We start from the raw sequence: 16,988 nt of genomic DNA, 5'->3' as shown, positions 1-16,988 counted from the left end.
GTGTTATTATGGCTTGGAGACCGAATTCGGAGTTGATTGCTGGAGAGTTCGACAATACATGTCCCGGCATTATCACCGGCTGGCTTGAATTTGTTGGGCTTGATGAACGGGTCACAGTTGAATTGATCGGAGATTTCCACCGGGATATTCGCGGCGCACGCTTGCAGTTAATGAATCCGAAACCGACAGAAATACAATTCGAGCGTCAACGCCCAGGATGAGGCGTTCCAGTACGACGGCAACGGCAATCGCACCGGGACGGGGTTGGTCATTGGGGACTTTAACCGTTTGCTGCAGGACGCGGATTGGATCTACGAGTACGACCACGAAGGGAATCTGATTCGCAAGGACTCGAAGACGAGCACCGCTTACACGGAGTACGACTACGATCACGCCAATCGACTGATCTTCGTGAAGCGGGTTGATACGAGCTTCAGTAACGGCATCAACAACGTCACATTCCGCTACAACACCGATGACGAATTGATTTCGCGTCATGAACTCTATTCCCACTATGGGACCATTCCTTCCTACGATCCCGACGAATACTTCGTCAATGCGGGTGGCCAGCGAGTACTCTCATTCATCTACGACTTGAGCCTGCATCACCGGCTGACCTGGGCTCCGGGCGTCGATCAACTCCTGAGTGATGAGGTTTACAATTACACGACTGCGACCACGGACACCCTTTGGGCGGCCAGCGACCATCTGGGGACCGTTCATAATCTCGTCGATAACAACGAGTCTGTTGTCGAGCATCGTGAATATGATTCGTTTGGCGCGTTAGAAGCGGTCTATAACGAGTTGGGGAACTCGCTGGTTCTGAAGCAGAACACCTTCAACCAGACCGATCTGCAAAGTCACTACGGCTTTGCGGGGAAGAACTGGGACCTGTCGGCCGATCTGTACTTTAACAACGCCCGTTGGTACGACCCTGCGACAGGTCGATTCTTAAGCGAAGACCCCACCGGCTTCGCCGACGGTCCTAACCCTTACCGCTACGCGGGTAATGATCCGGTGAACTTCTCCGATCCGACAGGACTCTCCCAGGCGGGGAATCCGCTGAATAGTTTGCAGGGAGGCGGCTACAGTGGTGGACGGATTCAAAATGAGAACACAGCGCTCCGCAACCCGGTCAATCCCTTCAAACCAGCGGTCAGCACGCGCGACTTGATCAATAGCTTTAATGGGCCGAGCAGAACGCCCAGCGTGAAGGATTATACGCTGTATGATCCGTTGCCAAGTTACGATCAGTTGGCACAATGGAAAACTCCTGTTGCAACCCACTCAATCCCTTTGATTGTCGCCGATCCAAACGAAGTCCGCAGAGCCAACAGTCGCATCAACGATCCCGTAGTAGATATGCTGTCCAGTCCCCGCATCCAGGGCGCTGGAAGAATCGCTCAGGCAGGCGCGGAGTACTATCTAGCAGCAGGTTTGAGCACCACGGGCTTGGGTACTCCAATCGCCTTGGGCATCGCTGCGCATGCCACCGATACGCTTAATGCAGGATTTCAAGAACTTGTTTATGGAAGGCCCACGGAAACGTATGGTGCACAAGCCATTCGCAGTATTGCAAATTCCAGCGGGTTACAACCCGAGGCCGAAGGATTGGCTTTCGCTTATGATATACTACCTAGCGTGGCGGCTCCGTTTGCTGCTCCTAAACCGGCCGTCAATTTCAGCAGCCAAATAGGAACTGGCAACTTCGCCGATGATGTCATTGAAAGGACTTCAACCCGTCGACCAGGGTCTGTAAGTAATAATCCTGCCAATAAACTAATGGAAACGGGGATTCCACTAAAAAATGGTGACGGTTGGGTCAAAAGATGGACACGCGCGACCCCCGACGATGTTGCAGCTCAAGATCGGGCAATCTTTGAGCGTTATCAGCAGGTGGAAAAAGAATCCAGAAATCTACCCTTAGATCAACAACATTCTTTTAGGTTTGAGCAAATGCGACAGTTCAGACTAGAGTACCGAGAGCAATTTTTGAATAATCGGAACAGGTAAGCGGCATGCGAGAGTTATTTATCTCTGAACAGCGTTATATTAGTAAAATCTTATGGAAGTATGTGGGTATTCATCTACAAACTAACAATGTTATTGTGCATGAATACTATGCGCCGCCTCGGATGAAATCAAAAGTACGTTTTAACAATGACTACTTTTTAAAATTTGTCTCTGAGGAATATTTAAACGCGGCGACGACTAAGGCATATGGTGCTGTTATTCTTCCAAATACATTAGGCGTACATGTTTTTCTTGTCGTCGATGAAAGAACCTCACAACCGTTAATGACTGAATTGTTAGGAGGGGAAGCATTTTCTATCAAATATTTCAAAGAGCATATTGAGAAAATTGAGGATCGTCTAACTCAATTGTCACATTCCATCAATTTTCATCGATGCTCCTATTGCCGAATCTTCGTTATAGAGAATGAAATTTGTTTCCTCGCATTTCCTAAGGACTCAATTCCCATAGTACGTGGAAAGCGGGAATTGTTATGTGCGAACCAAGAGTCCTTGATCGCATGCTCCATCGAGGGAGAAGAAGTAGTATATGTAGACGGATGGATACGAACCCATGTTGCAGAAAGCGATTCAAAGCTAGAAGCAATTCAGCTACCTTAAGAGTTCACATATTGAGTTCGGACGATGATTCTTAATATTCAAGAAAGTTTACTCATCTCCGACTAGAAACTGCTGCCCGCACAGGTTTCTGACATTTCTAGTTAGTTGATGGAAATCTTTTTGAGCTTCAACGCCGTAGACCCTCTTGAGCGAATATGGTTTTGCTGGCCGTCTCCAAGATCGTGCGACGGGACTCTCGCAGAATGGCGCCCGTTGGTACGACCCTGCGACGGGTCGTTTCTTAAGCGAAGACCCCACGGGCTTCGCCGATGGTCCGAACCCTTACCGCTATGCGGGGAATGATCCGGTCAACTTCTCCGATCCCACGGGTCTCTCCCAGGCGGGGAATCCGCTCAATGGTTTGTACTCTGGCCTGGGAAATTATGGCCCCACTCTCTCCAGAAAGCAGCTTTTTGGAAGTACTTCGCAGTTAGGCACGGGAACGACGACTCAGTTATTCGATACCTCAAGTTTCTCTTCGCTGACAAATTGAGCGGCAGAATTTCATTGTAGTCACGGTCGCTAGCTTCGCCGGAGGATATATTCCTCAGGGCAAGGGATCGCGGTCTAGCAGAATTATACCTCTCGAAGTTGACATTTTCCGTCTGCGGATTGAGCTGATACCGATGTTTAAGTTGTTAAGCTGTTTAATGCGATGAAAAAGGCAGTTTGCTAATAGTTTCACGTAGGCTGCGTTGAATGGATTGTTTCCCGGCGGTTGGCGCGCTGATAGAATAAGAGCGAGTTCTATTTCTCTGGTATTGAGCACATCGACGGAACAGCGATGAGCACTCCCCCAACCCCGCCGACTCCGGCAGAAGTGCCGCCGCCATTCAACCTCCCGGTTGGACTTGAGCAGCTCTTGCTAGATAGCAACGAGGAATCTCCTTGGAATGAAGTTCAGGAAGATGTCCCAGCGTGGTTGGTGAGCGTTTTGTTCCATGCGGTTGTTGTTGTTCTCCTGGGTCTGCTAAGTATTAGTGTCGAGCAGCAGATGGGGGATCCGTTGGCCTTGGATGTCTTGGCGACCTACAGCCCTGATCCTGATCGATTAGACGAATCTTTGGGTGCGGACTTAGACGAAGTTGAGCCGGTGCAATTGACAGACGAATTCCAAGCATTGCCCTCGGCGCCGACAGCCTCTAATTTGGCGAGCGAGTCAGTTTCGCTCGCTGGTGCTGTCGCAGATTACGAATCCAATTGGCAAAAGATGATCGGCTCGGGAGATGCTGGTGCTGCATGGATGGCGAGCGCTGGAGCGGGGCTCGCTGGCGACGGAGAAGGTGGTGGAAGTGGCAACGGCCGAAGCGGCGAAGGTTCCGCGATCATGGATCGAACGAGCTTTTTTGGACTGGCGGGCGAAGGAGGTAAATTTGTTTATGTGTTTGATCGCTCGGATAGCATGAACGCCGTGCTGACGCGGTATTCGGAAGGAACCATTGTAGGCACGATTGTCCCGTTAGAAGCCGCGAAAAGAGAGCTGAAGCGGAGTTTGTCGACCCTATCGGATGCCAGTGAATTCCAAATCGTTTTTTACAACGGCACGGTTGAGAGCATTGGATCTGGTCATTACGAAGGTACGATGTTCCGCGCGACGCTGCAGAATAAAGAATTAGCCTACGACTACATTGATCAAACGCCTGGACTCGGTTCGACCGATCATCGGATTGCCCTAGACGCTGCCGTAGCGCTTGAGCCCGATGTTATTTTCCTGCTAACCGATGCACAACGCCACAATGATTTATCGCCCGACGTTGTCGCGCGAGTCATTAGATATTGCAAGCGTCATCATATCATCATCAATGTTGTCCACTTATCCGATAGACCACGCCAAAATTCCACGATGATTTGGATGGCCGAAGGGACGGGCGGCAAGCACATTTTTCTCGACCTCAAACACCTGGCCCAATCGGTCGACATCGTCGACTTCATCAAGTCGTTTTAGCAAGAATTCGGGCGAGCCGTGACCAAACAATTACTAATATGGTCAGGCAACGCGATTCTCGTGCCCGGTATTGAATTGGACGATGATGGCTCTTTCCAAGGCCGCGTGTAAATTCGCACAAATATTCACCTGGCCTACATGCTGTTCAAAATCTGCCTGTTGCATCAGTTTCGCAGGCTGCGGCGGTGCGCCGCATAAAATCAGAGTCCGTCCCGCTTGACGACATTTTCCGGCCAAGTCTTCCAGCGATTGGAGTCCGGTAGCGTCGATCGCCGTCATATTACGCAACCTTAAAATTAGGATGGGTGGTAGATCTTGCAGGCAATCGCCAATCAAAGAGATTTTATCGTTACTGCCAAAGAGCAAGGGTCCATGAATACGAAAGATTGCCACATAATCGGGAATGGGCTTCCCCTGGAGAATGTGGAGCCATCCTTCCTCGACATATTGAGATGTCACTCGTGCGACCGTGGTCGTTCCCGTTACCTTGCGAATATATAAAAGGGCAGCAAGCACGATTCCACTCCCCACGGCAATCGTGAGATCGGTGAAAACTGTTAGCGCGAATGTGATCGCCCAGACGCTAATATCTGCCCAGGTGAGTCGTAGTAGCTTTGGAATCTCGTGCCATTCACCCATGTTGTAAGAGACAACAAGCAAGATTGCGGACAAAACTGCGAGAGGGATAAACTTTGCGAGTGGAGCGGCAAACAAGAGTATGCAAAGGAGAGTGATCGCGTGAATCATGCCAGCAACTGGCGTTTGCGCCCCCGCCCGAACATTTGTGGCGGTCCGAGCGATGGCACCCGTGGCGGGGATTCCTCCGAAGAACGGACAAGCGATATTGGCAATCCCTTGAGCCACTAACTCCACGTTCGGGTTGTGTTTGTCGTTGCTCTTTCGGTCTGAAACAACAGCCGAAAGCAAAGACTCGATGGCTCCCAAAAGCGCGACAGTGAGTGCGGAGGGAAACAGGGATTCCAACATGCCAAATTCGAAGTGTGGAACGTTGATTTTCGGTAAGCCAGTAGGAATACCACCAAACCGGGTGCCGATTGTGTCCACAGTCAAACCAAAAGCGACAACAGCAACCGTCCCCAAGACCATCACAACGATGTAAGCCGGCACACGCGGCAAGAATTTTCGCAGGGCAAGGATTGTCACCATGGCGCTGAGTGCCAGAAGTGTGGACTGCCATGAGAAGTTGTTGATGTTTGAACAAACGGCTTCTAATCGTGCTACGAATTCGCCGGGAACTTTATCGATGGGAAGTCCGAAAAAGTCCTTCAGTTGCGTACTTGCAATCAGAACCGCGATGCCATTGGTGAATCCCACGATCACGGTTCTAGGAATGTATTTGACAGTTGCCCCCAATCCGGTGAGGCCCAGCATCAATAAAATGAAGCCTGCCATTACGGTGCAGACAGCCAACCCATCGAGACCGTAACGAGCAACAATCGCGTAGACAATGACAACAAATGCGCCAGTTGGTCCGCCAATCTGAGTTTTGGAACCTCCGAACGCGGAAATCAGAAAACCGGCGACGACAGCCGTATAAATGCCAGACTGAGGTGGAACTCCGGATGAGATAGCAAAAGCCATGGCTAGTGGCAGGGCCACAAAGCCGACGGTGATCCCAGCCACCAAATCACGAGAGAAAGCTCGCCAAGAGTAGGTATGCCAGCATTGCGCGCTTTTCGGTAGCCAGTTATTCATTGCAAACGACCGCAGACTCGGGCATGTCAAATTTGCGCCTTTGTCATCAAAACATCAATCGCAGGCCCTCAGCAATTTGTAGTGCCAGGGAACGGCCAGGCATTATCTGTCATCTATTAATAAACAGGCAAAACAGTTACGTTAATTCGACATAATTATAGCGGTAAAATATTAAATAACTGTAACCTTCGGAAATGTAATCTCATGGCACGTGCTTTTCTTGCAGTCGTTGGCGCGATTTATTTGGGCTTGGCACTATGGTGCATGGCTCAGCCCGAAAAGACGGCGGGATCGCTGGGACTTTCGCTCAGGCCTGGCTCTGGGCAAAGCGAATACTTTACCGTCTATGGCGGGATGCAGCTGGCACTGGGTCTATTCTTGCTCGCGCCGCTAGTGCGGCCCGAGATGTTGCCGACGGCGCTCTTGATTTCGCTCGTGTTTCACGGCTGTTTGGTGCTTTGCCGAACGGTGAGCTTCACGCTGTTTAGCGGCGTGGTGAATCCCACTTGGTATTTCGCGGCAAGTGAGTGGGTGCTGTTCCTCGGCACGCTGGCCTTCTGGTGGCGTGGCCGATAGCAACTTACTTGCACTTCACGAGTTCGATCATTTTTTTGCCAACGTCGGTTGAGTGCATGAGGCCGGAGAAATTTTCGGAACCGGGGCCGTAGCTGATGATGGCGACGGGCGTGTTCGTATGCGTGCCGGTGCCCCAGACGACGTGTTGCTGGCCGCCAAGAATATGGCCAAGCCGATTGAAACGCAGGTTTTCGCCATAGACGAAGAAGTCCTGCTGATCGGGCATTTGCGGCACGGTTTCCGTACCGAGATAGGGATGGCCCTTCTTGTAGTTGCGGTTGGTCGTGCGGGTGAGAATCTTGGTGGCGTCCTCTAGCGTGATGCTGTAGGGAGCTACCGACTCGTTGACCATCGTGACCAAGGTTTCGGGAGTCTTGAGCTTTTCGGGAAGAGCATCATAGGTTGTGAAAATTTCAAAGAAGCTCTTCTTCTGGGCCGCGAGATTGTCGAGTAATTCGTGCGGTGCGTAGTTGAAATTCGGAATAAACGGGACTTTGCCAAAAGCCTTGCCACTCAGTTGGCGTGGTTCGGGCAGGTCTTTTCCCGAGTAACTAAAGCCAAACGAGCCGGTTTCGTGATCGGCGGTGACCAAAACCAGGGTATCGTCCCGCTCGCGGGCCCAGTTCATGACGACGCGAATCGTGTCATCGAGCTGCAACAGCTCGTGCAACATGACGCCGGCGTCGTTGTTGTGCCCACCCCAATCGATTTGGCCCCCTTCGACCATCAAGAAGAAACCTTTGGGGTTCTGGCTCAACAATTCGAGCGCCTTCTCGGTCATTTCCACGAGCGTTGGTTCGATTCGATCCCCGCTGTCGAGAGCTTTGTTCTCACTGATCGCGTCGAGCATTTCCGAATTGCCAAAAAGTCCGAGAACTTTGCCTTCTTTGACGTCGGCCAGACTTTTGTAATCGAAAACAAGCTTGTAATCGTTACGGGCTTCGAGCAGCAAATTGCGATTGTCTTCACGCCGTGAGTAGGGTTTGTAGACTCCCCCCATCATCTGTATGAGGGCATCGTAGGCGGCAGAGTCGGTATCGTTGACTGCTTGAGGAACGAAATATCGCAAGCCACCGCTCAGGAGCACATCGACTTTATTCTCGATCATGTCGACCGCGATCTCATTCTCCATCGAGCGATCGCGTTGATGAGCGGCAAAAGAAGCTGGCGTGGCATGAGTCAATCGCGTGTCGGAGACAAGGCCGGTTCCCTTGCCTGAATCACGCGCGATTTCAACCACGGTTGGTTGAGCATTCCCTTCAAAATCGACGCCAATCATTTCTGAGCCCGCATAGGCCCCCGTCGCCAGTTGCGTCGCCGCCGCGGCGGAGTCGACCACGAGCGCGCCGTGTGGGTCGGTGCGGACCATCCCAAGTTCGCCATCGATGGCCATTTGTTCCATCGCGGCGATGCGATCCGGAACCTTCGAACCCGGTGCGTGACGGGCATAAGCAAACAGCAGGCCCATTTGCTGAGGGCCCATGCCGTCGCCGATGATGAGGATGACATTGCGAATCTTCGACGACTTGGCCGTAGCCTTATCCGTTGCCGTGAGAGGCGAACCAGCGGAAGGAGATGACACAGCAACTGCCGAGGCAGCCGAGTCCTTCGCCTGGGCAGTCGGAAATTGGGTAAACAAGCATCCCCAACAAATGGCAACGAGCACTAGCAAACGATGATGAGATACCATGAATCACTCAAGCGAACGGATAGAATCAGCCTAGAATGGCAAACCTTCATTATAACTCTCCCAGCGAAATCGCGCTGAGGGGCCATTTCGCGATTTTCCACATCAGGCGTGGTGATCGAGAGACACCGTATTTCTGGGTTCGTCAACGCGTGCCGCCAGCGCCGCGGCGATGAGTCGCAATACGAAACCAAGCAGGAAAATCGCGGCAAAATGGTCGATTTCGCCAAAAATCGACGGGTACGCAGCCTGTTGGCTGGCCCAGTCGAAGAGCAGGCCCCCCGCCACGGTGCTGAGGGCATACACCAGTTGCGTCCAGGCAAACCAAACAGCGACGTAGCTGGCGTACAATTCGCGTTTCGTCAGATTGAGTACCAGATTTGGCATGGCGACGTTGATCCCGGCGTAGGCAATCCACATGGCATACGCCCCGGCAATCCACCAGCGGTGCTCGGGCGTGGCAATCACGAAGAAAAGCAGACCGCCCGCGACGAGGAGCTGCGACACGACCAGCACAGGCACGCTGCCCCGACGATCGATCACCCGCCCGATCCACGGCATGACTGCCGACTGGATGCCTTGAGAGGTTCCATCCAGGCCGATGCGTTGGGCGTAGGTGATGTTCAGCACGCGTATCTGAAACAAGGCTTGCGCGGCGCCTGTTATTCCGTTGGCCAAGGAAAACCAACCGCCGTAGAGCAAGTAGCGCAAGAACGCTGGATCGAAAAACGGCGTGATGATCTCTCGTATGTGGGATTTTTGGATTGCGATCGCTGAATGAACGTTGGGGACCCGCAGCAGCGGCAATGTCGCTAAACCAAAGAGCATGGCACCGCTCACAACGCAGATGACATACCCCAGCCAAGCTTGGTCGGGGTGTCCCTGGCGAGTGGCATGTTCTTGCCAAAGCCAAGTGATCATTGCTCCCAAGAACATGCCAGCTACTTGTCCGGCGTTCATGATGCCAGTCCGTTTGCCGACAAATCGTCCGCGAATCCGCTGCGGTACGAGATCGCCGATCCACGACCAAAGGGCGATTGTTCCTAGGAATTCACAGAAGTGATAACAACTCCACAGGAAGACAACAGCTGCCAGCGATACCTCGGGGGACGGCAAAACCCTGGGTGCGGAAACCAGTGGGAGCGCCAACAGGAAACCAGCACTGGCTAAAAAGCAGATGACGGTAAAACGACGGCGATTCCCAATCCATGACATCAATACCGGAGTTGCGAGTCTTAGCACGCCGATCAGCCGCGGAGCCGCGAGAATCAAGCTGATAGCCAATCCCTTAGCGCCGTAAGAGCCAGCCAAATAAACGACTAATGCTGAGCTGACAAGTCCGTTGCCGAGCCCCCACAAGACCGCATTGCTGTAAAGGCAACGTATTCCCAAACGGCGCAGTTTGGTTTTCTCGGCCAAAGAAACGGTTGTGGTGTCTTCACCCATACGGCACAGAGTAGGGGCATTTTCGTCGAGGCACAAGTCAGCAGCTGTTTACTTCTGGTCCACCTGGCATGCGGCGAAAAAAGTTTCTAGCTTTGCGATTCGCTTGGCAGTCCACCACCGTAGGAACTGCGACTGCAATCGTAAAAGTGCTTTACGTTCGCTGATCACACGGCTTGCCACGGCGACGGCCAGATCATCGGGCTCCATTTCAGCAAGCCAACTTTGGTAGAGGCTCTGCGCCGTGGCATGGTCGTTGATGTCGCCCAAGCGGCTTTGCAACTCTTCGATTTGCGGATAGATGTCGTTGTGAAGTTCGTCGGGAAACAGGCCGTGAAAGATTTCTAAGGAATAACGCAGTCGCTTACCAGCAATCCGCAGCTGGTGCAGTTCGGCCGTCGTGGGATTATCGAGGCGCATCAAACGGGCAAACGGCGCGTAAGCCAAATGGACTGCCCCATGACCATACTTCGCCAAGTTTAGTTTTTTCGAGGGCTTACTAAGGAGTTTCAGCGATTGCTCTAAAACCTCATCCAGCTTGCCACTCGTGGCTTTCTTGGCAACTTTCACCAATTGTTTTTGAGCTTGCTTACGCTCATCACGCAACCTGGCGATGGCATATTCCGTGACCTCGTCGGCTTCTTCTTCGGAAAAGCGTGCCAGCAGAACATCTTTATCACGGGCAGGACCGGCCGCATCGCGGATACGGCTTAACCATTCTTTGAGCTTTCGCGGCTTCTCACTCATCAAAGGAGCGAACGCCCTGAGCGCGGCCGATGAGCGGCGGCAAGCCACGCGGAGTTGATGCACGTGTTCGACATCATCCTGATAATGATAGGCCGCATGCGGGAGTAACTCTTCCACGGAGTTGACCCGCTCCGTCAGCACGGATATCGCAAATTCCCGTGCCGGAACGTCGGGGTCACTCTCTTCTGCCCATTTTGTGCTCATCCTGCCAGAGTAGTCTGGGGACGAGCCCGAGACAAATTTCAGGGGAGTTCCCGCTCCAACCAAGCCAAATAATCCGCGGTGGCTGCGACAATCGGCGTCGCCACGATCTCGGGGCATTGGTAGGAGTGAACTTCGCGAATGGCCGTGGCGACTTTCTCGAACAAAGTCTCGCGGGTTTTGAGCGTGCAGAGCCATTCCTCGCCGTTTTCGATGCCTCCCTGCCAATGGTAGACACTTGTGACCGGCCCGGTCACCTGTGCGCAAGCCACGAGTCGCGTTTCGATCAGCATCCGCGCGATCTGCTGGGCTTCGTCCCGCGTGGCTGTGGTGGTCGCGATTTGGATGAACGGGGTCATGCTTTAATTATATCTCGCCAATTACCCCTTAGACTCGTTTCCAGAATTCCGCCGGTCCGTCCACGGTTTCGTGGACAATTCTACCACGATCCGTAGTGGTGGGATGTCGCTTCCCCACTGCCGGTTGTGGTTTCCAAGATGCAAACGGGCGATTTTTTTGAAGCAATTTGCCGACGAGGATTTCGGCAGATTTGCCATGAGCTTTTCGGTTATCAAAGAGCGTGCCTACGATTGGGCGAACACCATTATCGCGATTGTGAATCGTTTCGCCACAACGATTCTTGGCCGGGGTGAAGGGATTAAACCACAGAGGACACGGAGAGCATGGAGGGGAGGCAGGACTGTTTGTCTGTGGCTGACCTCTTTCAGATCGGGCGTTACGCCACAGTAAGTACTGGAGAGTTTTCCTGGTGCCTTCAAGGGTATCGCTGGGCAAGTCAGATGGCACTCGAAGTAATACTTGCTCTTTGTCGACGTTAGGATTAACGTAATAGGGATAATTATCTTTTAGTTTTCCTATGACTTAAAGATTGATAATACTGAAAATGATCAAGTCAATTGCCAAAGTCCTTTTGGGAGGTGCCACGGCTGTAGTAGTTGTGTGTGCCTATGGTTACCTCATTCAAGGGGAGTTGCCCACATACAGAGGTCCTTTAGCCAGTGCCCTAGGCCTCATGATCGGCACAGCCCTCAATGAGTATCTCAACAAAAAAAGACAGGCAACACACTCGCCATGACCAACGAAAACATTCGACTAGTGGGAATTTTTATTCTGCTTGTGGGCTGGGCCTTAAAGTTCTGGCTTGGTGAACGTCCAGCGACTTCAACCCCAGCTCGACAATGGGTAGATAAAGGCTTAATGACCGCTGGGGTAGCGCTAGCAATTTTCTCTGACTTCCGTTAACACTACACTCCCCATGACTGCTTACAACGCCATAGTCGTACTGACGTTTGTGTGTGGCTTTACAATGCTCTTTCTGTGCTGGCGATTTTGTCGGCTTCCAGGAGGAAGTAACAAGTTCTTTGTCCCACTCTGGGAGGCTCCTCGATCTTTTACACCGGTCGGTGTGGCGCTTTATACAATCGGTTACCCGCTCACACTGTTTCCGCTAGTTGTGGTCTTGCTGGACAGATTTTAAGTCAGCGAGAAGCACCCGCTGGCCAGAAAACCCTCCCCACTCTGTTCTTGTTAACATGGCCTCCCGGGGTACCGGGAGGAGGACGTACCAGAGATTCCATAAAACCTTCTCCCCACCTCCCCCACATGAAACGGCAAGCGGCTGCTGCGGGTGTAGATGGCATGTCCTGCCAAGTGATGCCAGAAGCGCCAGCTGCGGTCGTCGTAATCCACGAGCAGGGTGTGGCCTTCGTGGTGGATGCGTTGCCCCAGGGCATACCGACGGAGAAGTCGAAACCAAGTCACTTCGTTTTGCAGCACGCTTTGCAAGCGGCGGTCGGCGAGAAAGGTGCGTATGGCCAGCGGCACGGGGATCATGTTCGTTCCCGCGATGCCGATTTGGTGGATGTAGTCGCCGTGCTGGGCGGTGAGAAAGTGAAACGGGCGTAAGGGGAAGTGGGTGCGGTGAGTGGGTAAGCTTTGCGAGGGTCGATGGTTCACAAAGTGGAGCAAGTTGTGATAACCGCGACTTTCCCAGCCGTAGCGGATCGGCGTGCCGAATGTCACGACATCGAGCGGCAGTCTTCTGACCGGGTGGTCGGACTGCAAAAGTTTTTCGACCTGCTCCCAACAGGGCATGTCTGTTTCGTCTGTGAGCCACGGCTGATAGAAAACTCGTGCGGCTTCAAAGAATTCCTGTCGCTTTGCTTGTTCGGCAGCCAAGAGATTGGTAACCAACGCCAACACATTGCCGCCGTGGCTGTGGCCCCAGAGCATGACGCGCGGCGGTGTGGGCGACGACAGATCAGCGTCATGTTGCTCGGCGATCACCGCGAGGCGAGCGATTAAGCGGACGGCTCCATCGGCGCGGGCGATATGATTGTTCTGACTCGACCAGTTGAACAGCCGCACGGGAATATCGCGGCCCGTGGCGGCGGTTAATCCTGTTTGGAATCGTGTCGCGAACCTGGCCGTATAGTTGCCCGTTTCGCCGATCAAGGCATCAACTGTTCCTTTGATCCACCGGCGCAGCTGTTCCGACAAACGGGGGCTCAGTCGCTGCAATTCCGTCAAAGTTCCTAAGGCATCGTTGCCCGTGAACGTACCATGGACCAAGAAGACTGCGGCCAAATTGGCGTGGCGATAAGGCTGGCACGCATGAGCCAACTTGGCCGTGTAATCGGGGTGTTTCGGTTCCAAGGGATGCGACGTGTCCAGCACTTCAGCCGGTGCCTGGGGCGGCAAGGCGTGATAAGGCTGATGGCGGAAGTGGTTGGCGTGCGGCATGGCTGGCGGGGAAATCGCAGGGCGGGTCGGCGGAATGGGCGAGAGTCCCCGCGATTTTCGCGTTTTTTGTGGGGTTGGTAAACGTGCGTTGCCGCGAACCAGCGTGGCCTGAAGCGGCTTGCAAGATTCGTGGCCGAAAAATGCGAGAAAAACCACCTCACCAAGTTTGCGCCGCGGTCCATAATTAATGGATTAGCCGCTTTTCTTTTTCGACAGCTCTCGTTCTATGTCCCGCCAGATTTGGATCACTCTCTGCGGCGTTGCCATTTATCTGACCGCACTCCCCGTGCGCGCCGAAGCACCGCTCGATTTCGACCGCCAGATTCGGCCGATCTTGTCGAACACTTGCTTCACTTGCCATGGTCCTGACGAAGCTCGCCGCGAAGCCGATCTTAGGCTTGACCGCGAAGAGGATGCCAAGGCGGCGGTGATCGTGCCCGGCCATCCCGACGAGAGCGAACTGATTCGCCGCATCACGAGCGAAGATGAATTCGAGCGGATGCCCCCGCCCGATGCCAAGCAACAACTCACGCCCGAGCAGATTGCCTTGCTCAAGAAATGGGTCTCCGCGGGTGCGCCTTGGACCCAGCATTGGTCGTTTGTGCCACCCCAGGCGGCGCCACTGCCCACAGTTAGCAATCCGCAATGGCCTCGCAATGCGATTGACTATTTTATCTTGAATCGCTTGGACCAAGAGAAGCTATCGCCATCGGCGGAGGCAGAGAAAGAAACACTCCTACGGCGCGTGACGCTCGATTTGACGGGCCTCCCCCCGACGCTGGCGGAGCTCGATGCGTTTCTTGCCGATGATTCGCCCGACGCTTTTGAGAAAGTCGTCGATCGGCTGTTGGCTTCGCCCCATTATGGAGAGCACATGGCGCTCGAGTGGCTGGCGGCGGCACGCTATGCCGACACGAATGGCTATCAAGACGACGCGACCCGCACGAACTGGCCTTGGCGGGATTGGGTGATTCGCGCGATGAACGAGAATCTGCCGTTCGATAAATTCACGCTCTATCAGCTGGCGGGGGATTTGCTCCCCAATCCCTCGCAAGATCAGCTGATCGCCACGGGCTTTCACCGAAACCACGCGCTCAATGGCGAAGGGGGCCGCAATTTCGAAGAGTCGCGCGTGGAGTATGTTATCGATCGTGTCGATGCCACGAGCACGGTCTGGCTGGGCCTAACCGTGGCGTGTGCCCGTTGCCACGACCACAAGTACGATCCAATTTCGCATAAAGATTTTTATCGAATGTATGCGTACTTTAACAGTGTCGACGAATCGGGGGGGATTGATGTCTATCCACTGGCCAAGCCACTTTTGCCCTTACCGACGGATGAGCAGCAAGCCCAGGTTGCTGAGCTGCGGAGTCAAATCGCGACGGTCGAAAAAGAGGTTGCTGCTGTTCCGCAACCGACGCCAAAGCAGGAAGCCGAGTGGGAGGCCTATGCCAACAAATGGCTAGCGGCAGAAAAAAGGCAATCGTTGTGGCAGCCACTCCGCGATCCGGAGTTAAGCACCAAGCAAGGCTCCAAGCTGAAATTGCTCGACGATCGATCGGTATTGCTCGTGGAGAATGTCGATAGCAACGAGGACTACACGCTCACGATCCCGTTGCCGGCGGGGAAGCATTATGCATTGCGTCTGGAAGCGCTGAAAGATCCCAGTCTCTTCAACGGTTTGTTCAGCACGTCGATTTCCGGTGATTACCGCGTGACCATGATTCAGGTGGAACTCGACGGGCAGGAAATTAAGCTCGTCGATCCGCAGATGAATATCACAAACTTCGATGGCCCCAACGGTCCACTCGACGGCAATATTCGCACGGGTTTTACTGCGGGCAATCCTCGGGAAGTGCAAGGCAATCCCACCTGGATGGCTTACTTTGAAAAACCGATAGAAGCCAAGGCTGGAGCCAAGTTGGTTGTGCAACTTCGCAACGAATCGGTCGACAGCTACGCACCCATCGGTCGTTTCCGGGTTTCGCTGACGGAGTATCCGCGACCGGCATTGGCGGAGAATCTTGGCTTGTCGAGTGACGTTGTGGCGGCACTGGCCGTTCCCGCATCCGACCGCACGCCCGAGCAACGCAAATCCATCACTGAAGCAACCCGGGCTTATTTGCAGTTGCCACTACGTGACAAAATTCACGGTTTGGAAAAACAAATCGCCGCGACGGAAGCGACGTTTCTCAAAACCATGATCATGCGCGATCGGGCTGAACCGCGCGAGACGTATCTCTTGCAACGTGGCGTTTGGGATGCTCCGGATAAGAGCGAAAATCTGCTGCCCAATGTGCCGGAATGCTTGCCACGACTTTCCGAAGATGCGCCTAAGAATCGGCTGACGCTCGCCGAGTGGCTGATCGATCCTGCGCATCCGCTCACCGCGCGCGTGACGGTGAATCGCTACTGGCAGCATTTCTTCGGCACGGGCTTGGTGAAAACGAGTGAAGACTTCGGCGTGCAAGGGGAACGGCCCGTTCATCCTGAATTGTTGGACTGGCTAGCCGTTGAGTTTATTCGCAGCGGTTGGGATGTGAAGGCGCTGCATAAGTTGATCGTCATGTCGGCCACTTATCAGCAGCAATCCGATGTCACACCGAAGCTGGCCGAACGCGATATTTATAATCGTCTGCTGGCACGCGGCCCACGCTTTCGGCTTTCGGCGCAAGCCTTGCGCGATCAAGCGCTCGCGCTGAGTGGTTTGCTGGTTGACAAACCGGGTGGGCCAGGTGTGAAGCCTTATCAGCCCGCCGGTGTTTGGGAAGATTTTAGTTTGGGCAAGATTTCGTACGAACAAGGACACGGTGAAGATCTGCACCGACGGAGCGTTTATACATTCTGGCGGCGTTCGGTGGGCCCTACGATGCTGTTCGACAATGCGGCGCGGCAAGTTTGCACCGTGCGACCGTCACTCACGAATACACCATTGCACGCACTCACGCTGCTCAACGACACGACCTACATCGAGGCTTCGCGGATGTTTGCGGAGCGGATTTTGCGTGAAGGGGGCAGCACGCCCGCCGAGCGAATCAGCTTGGCGTTTCGGTTGGCCACGGCTCGCGATCCGTCCGAAGCAGAAATGACGAGCATGCTGAAAATGTTGCGATTTTTGTTGGATGAGTACGCCGCGAACCCCCAGGCTGCCGAGGAGTTTCTTAGTGTGGGCGAAGCTCCGCACGACAATACGCTCGACCCTGTGGAAACGGCCGCGTATGGTGGATTGATGAATGCGATTTTGAATTTGGATGAAGTGGAAAATAAAGGCTAGCGG

At 53.6% G+C, this 16,988-nt stretch carries 12 protein-coding genes; 6 read left to right on the top strand and 6 right to left on the bottom strand.

Annotated elements, in window-relative coordinates:
• Positions 1-174: 174 nt before the first annotated feature.
• From SH678x_RS20340 to SH678x_RS20325, 4 genes are all read left to right on the top strand, one after another.
• Positions 175-2,013, top strand: a complete 1,839-nt coding sequence (locus SH678x_RS20340; protein ID WP_496923088.1) for an RHS repeat-associated core domain-containing protein — start codon at positions 175-177, stop codon at positions 2,011-2,013.
• 5 nt (positions 2,014-2,018) lie between these two features.
• Positions 2,019-2,633: a hypothetical protein gene (locus SH678x_RS20335; protein WP_496920292.1), complete on the top strand. Its 615-nt coding sequence runs from the start codon at positions 2,019-2,021 to the stop codon at positions 2,631-2,633.
• A 145-nt stretch (positions 2,634-2,778) separates the two neighbouring features.
• Complete coding sequence (locus tag SH678x_RS20330) at positions 2,779-3,126, top strand: RHS repeat-associated core domain-containing protein (protein ID WP_496920291.1); 348 nt, start codon at positions 2,779-2,781, stop codon at positions 3,124-3,126.
• Positions 3,127-3,417: 291 nt separating this feature from the next.
• Positions 3,418-4,578 carry a vWA domain-containing protein gene (locus tag SH678x_RS20325; protein WP_496920290.1) on the top strand — a complete coding sequence of 387 codons (1,161 nt, stop codon included), beginning with the start codon at positions 3,418-3,420 and terminating at the stop codon, positions 4,576-4,578.
• A 42-nt stretch (positions 4,579-4,620) separates the two neighbouring features.
• Here SH678x_RS20325 and SH678x_RS20320 read toward each other — a convergent pair whose 3' ends face one another.
• Complete coding sequence (locus SH678x_RS20320) at positions 4,621-6,294, bottom strand: SulP family inorganic anion transporter (protein WP_496920289.1); 1,674 nt, start codon at positions 6,292-6,294, stop codon at positions 4,621-4,623.
• 204 nt (positions 6,295-6,498) lie between these two features.
• On the opposite strand from SH678x_RS20320, the gene SH678x_RS20315 reads away from it, so the two are divergent.
• Positions 6,499-6,870 carry a DUF4345 family protein gene (locus tag SH678x_RS20315; protein ID WP_496920288.1) on the top strand — a complete coding sequence of 124 codons (372 nt, stop codon included), beginning with the start codon at positions 6,499-6,501 and terminating at the stop codon, positions 6,868-6,870.
• Positions 6,871-6,874: 4 nt separating this feature from the next.
• Here the strand turns inward: SH678x_RS20315 and SH678x_RS20310 are convergent, their stop codons facing one another.
• From SH678x_RS20310 to SH678x_RS20290, 5 genes are all read right to left on the bottom strand, one after another.
• Entirely contained in the window at positions 6,875-8,560 is a 1,686-nt protein-coding gene (locus SH678x_RS20310; protein ID WP_496920287.1) for an alkaline phosphatase, read from the bottom strand.
• 102 nt (positions 8,561-8,662) lie between these two features.
• Positions 8,663-10,003, bottom strand: a complete 1,341-nt coding sequence (locus tag SH678x_RS20305; RefSeq protein WP_496920286.1) for an MFS transporter — start codon at positions 10,001-10,003, stop codon at positions 8,663-8,665.
• A 48-nt stretch (positions 10,004-10,051) separates the two neighbouring features.
• Positions 10,052-10,951 carry a CHAD domain-containing protein gene (locus SH678x_RS20300; protein WP_496920285.1) on the bottom strand — a complete coding sequence of 300 codons (900 nt, stop codon included), beginning with the start codon at positions 10,949-10,951 and terminating at the stop codon, positions 10,052-10,054.
• Positions 10,952-10,989: 38 nt separating this feature from the next.
• Positions 10,990-11,307, bottom strand: a complete 318-nt coding sequence (cutA, locus tag SH678x_RS20295) for a divalent-cation tolerance protein CutA (protein WP_496920284.1) — start codon at positions 11,305-11,307, stop codon at positions 10,990-10,992.
• A 1,189-nt stretch (positions 11,308-12,496) separates the two neighbouring features.
• The gene (locus tag SH678x_RS20290) at positions 12,497-13,711 is read right to left on the bottom strand and encodes a hypothetical protein (protein WP_496920283.1); all 1,215 of its coding nucleotides are present in this window, start codon (positions 13,709-13,711) and stop codon (positions 12,497-12,499) included.
• Positions 13,712-13,937: 226 nt separating this feature from the next.
• Here SH678x_RS20290 and SH678x_RS20285 point away from each other — a divergent pair, with 226 nt between their 5' ends.
• Positions 13,938-16,985, top strand: coding sequence for a PSD1 and planctomycete cytochrome C domain-containing protein (locus SH678x_RS20285; RefSeq protein ID WP_496920282.1), 3,048 nt, complete (start codon positions 13,938-13,940; stop codon positions 16,983-16,985).
• The last annotated feature ends 3 nt before the right edge of the window (positions 16,986-16,988 follow it).

It is taken from the genome of Bythopirellula superficialaquae (assembly GCF_059632245.1).
This window is presented reverse-complemented; position numbering and strand designations above follow the sequence as displayed.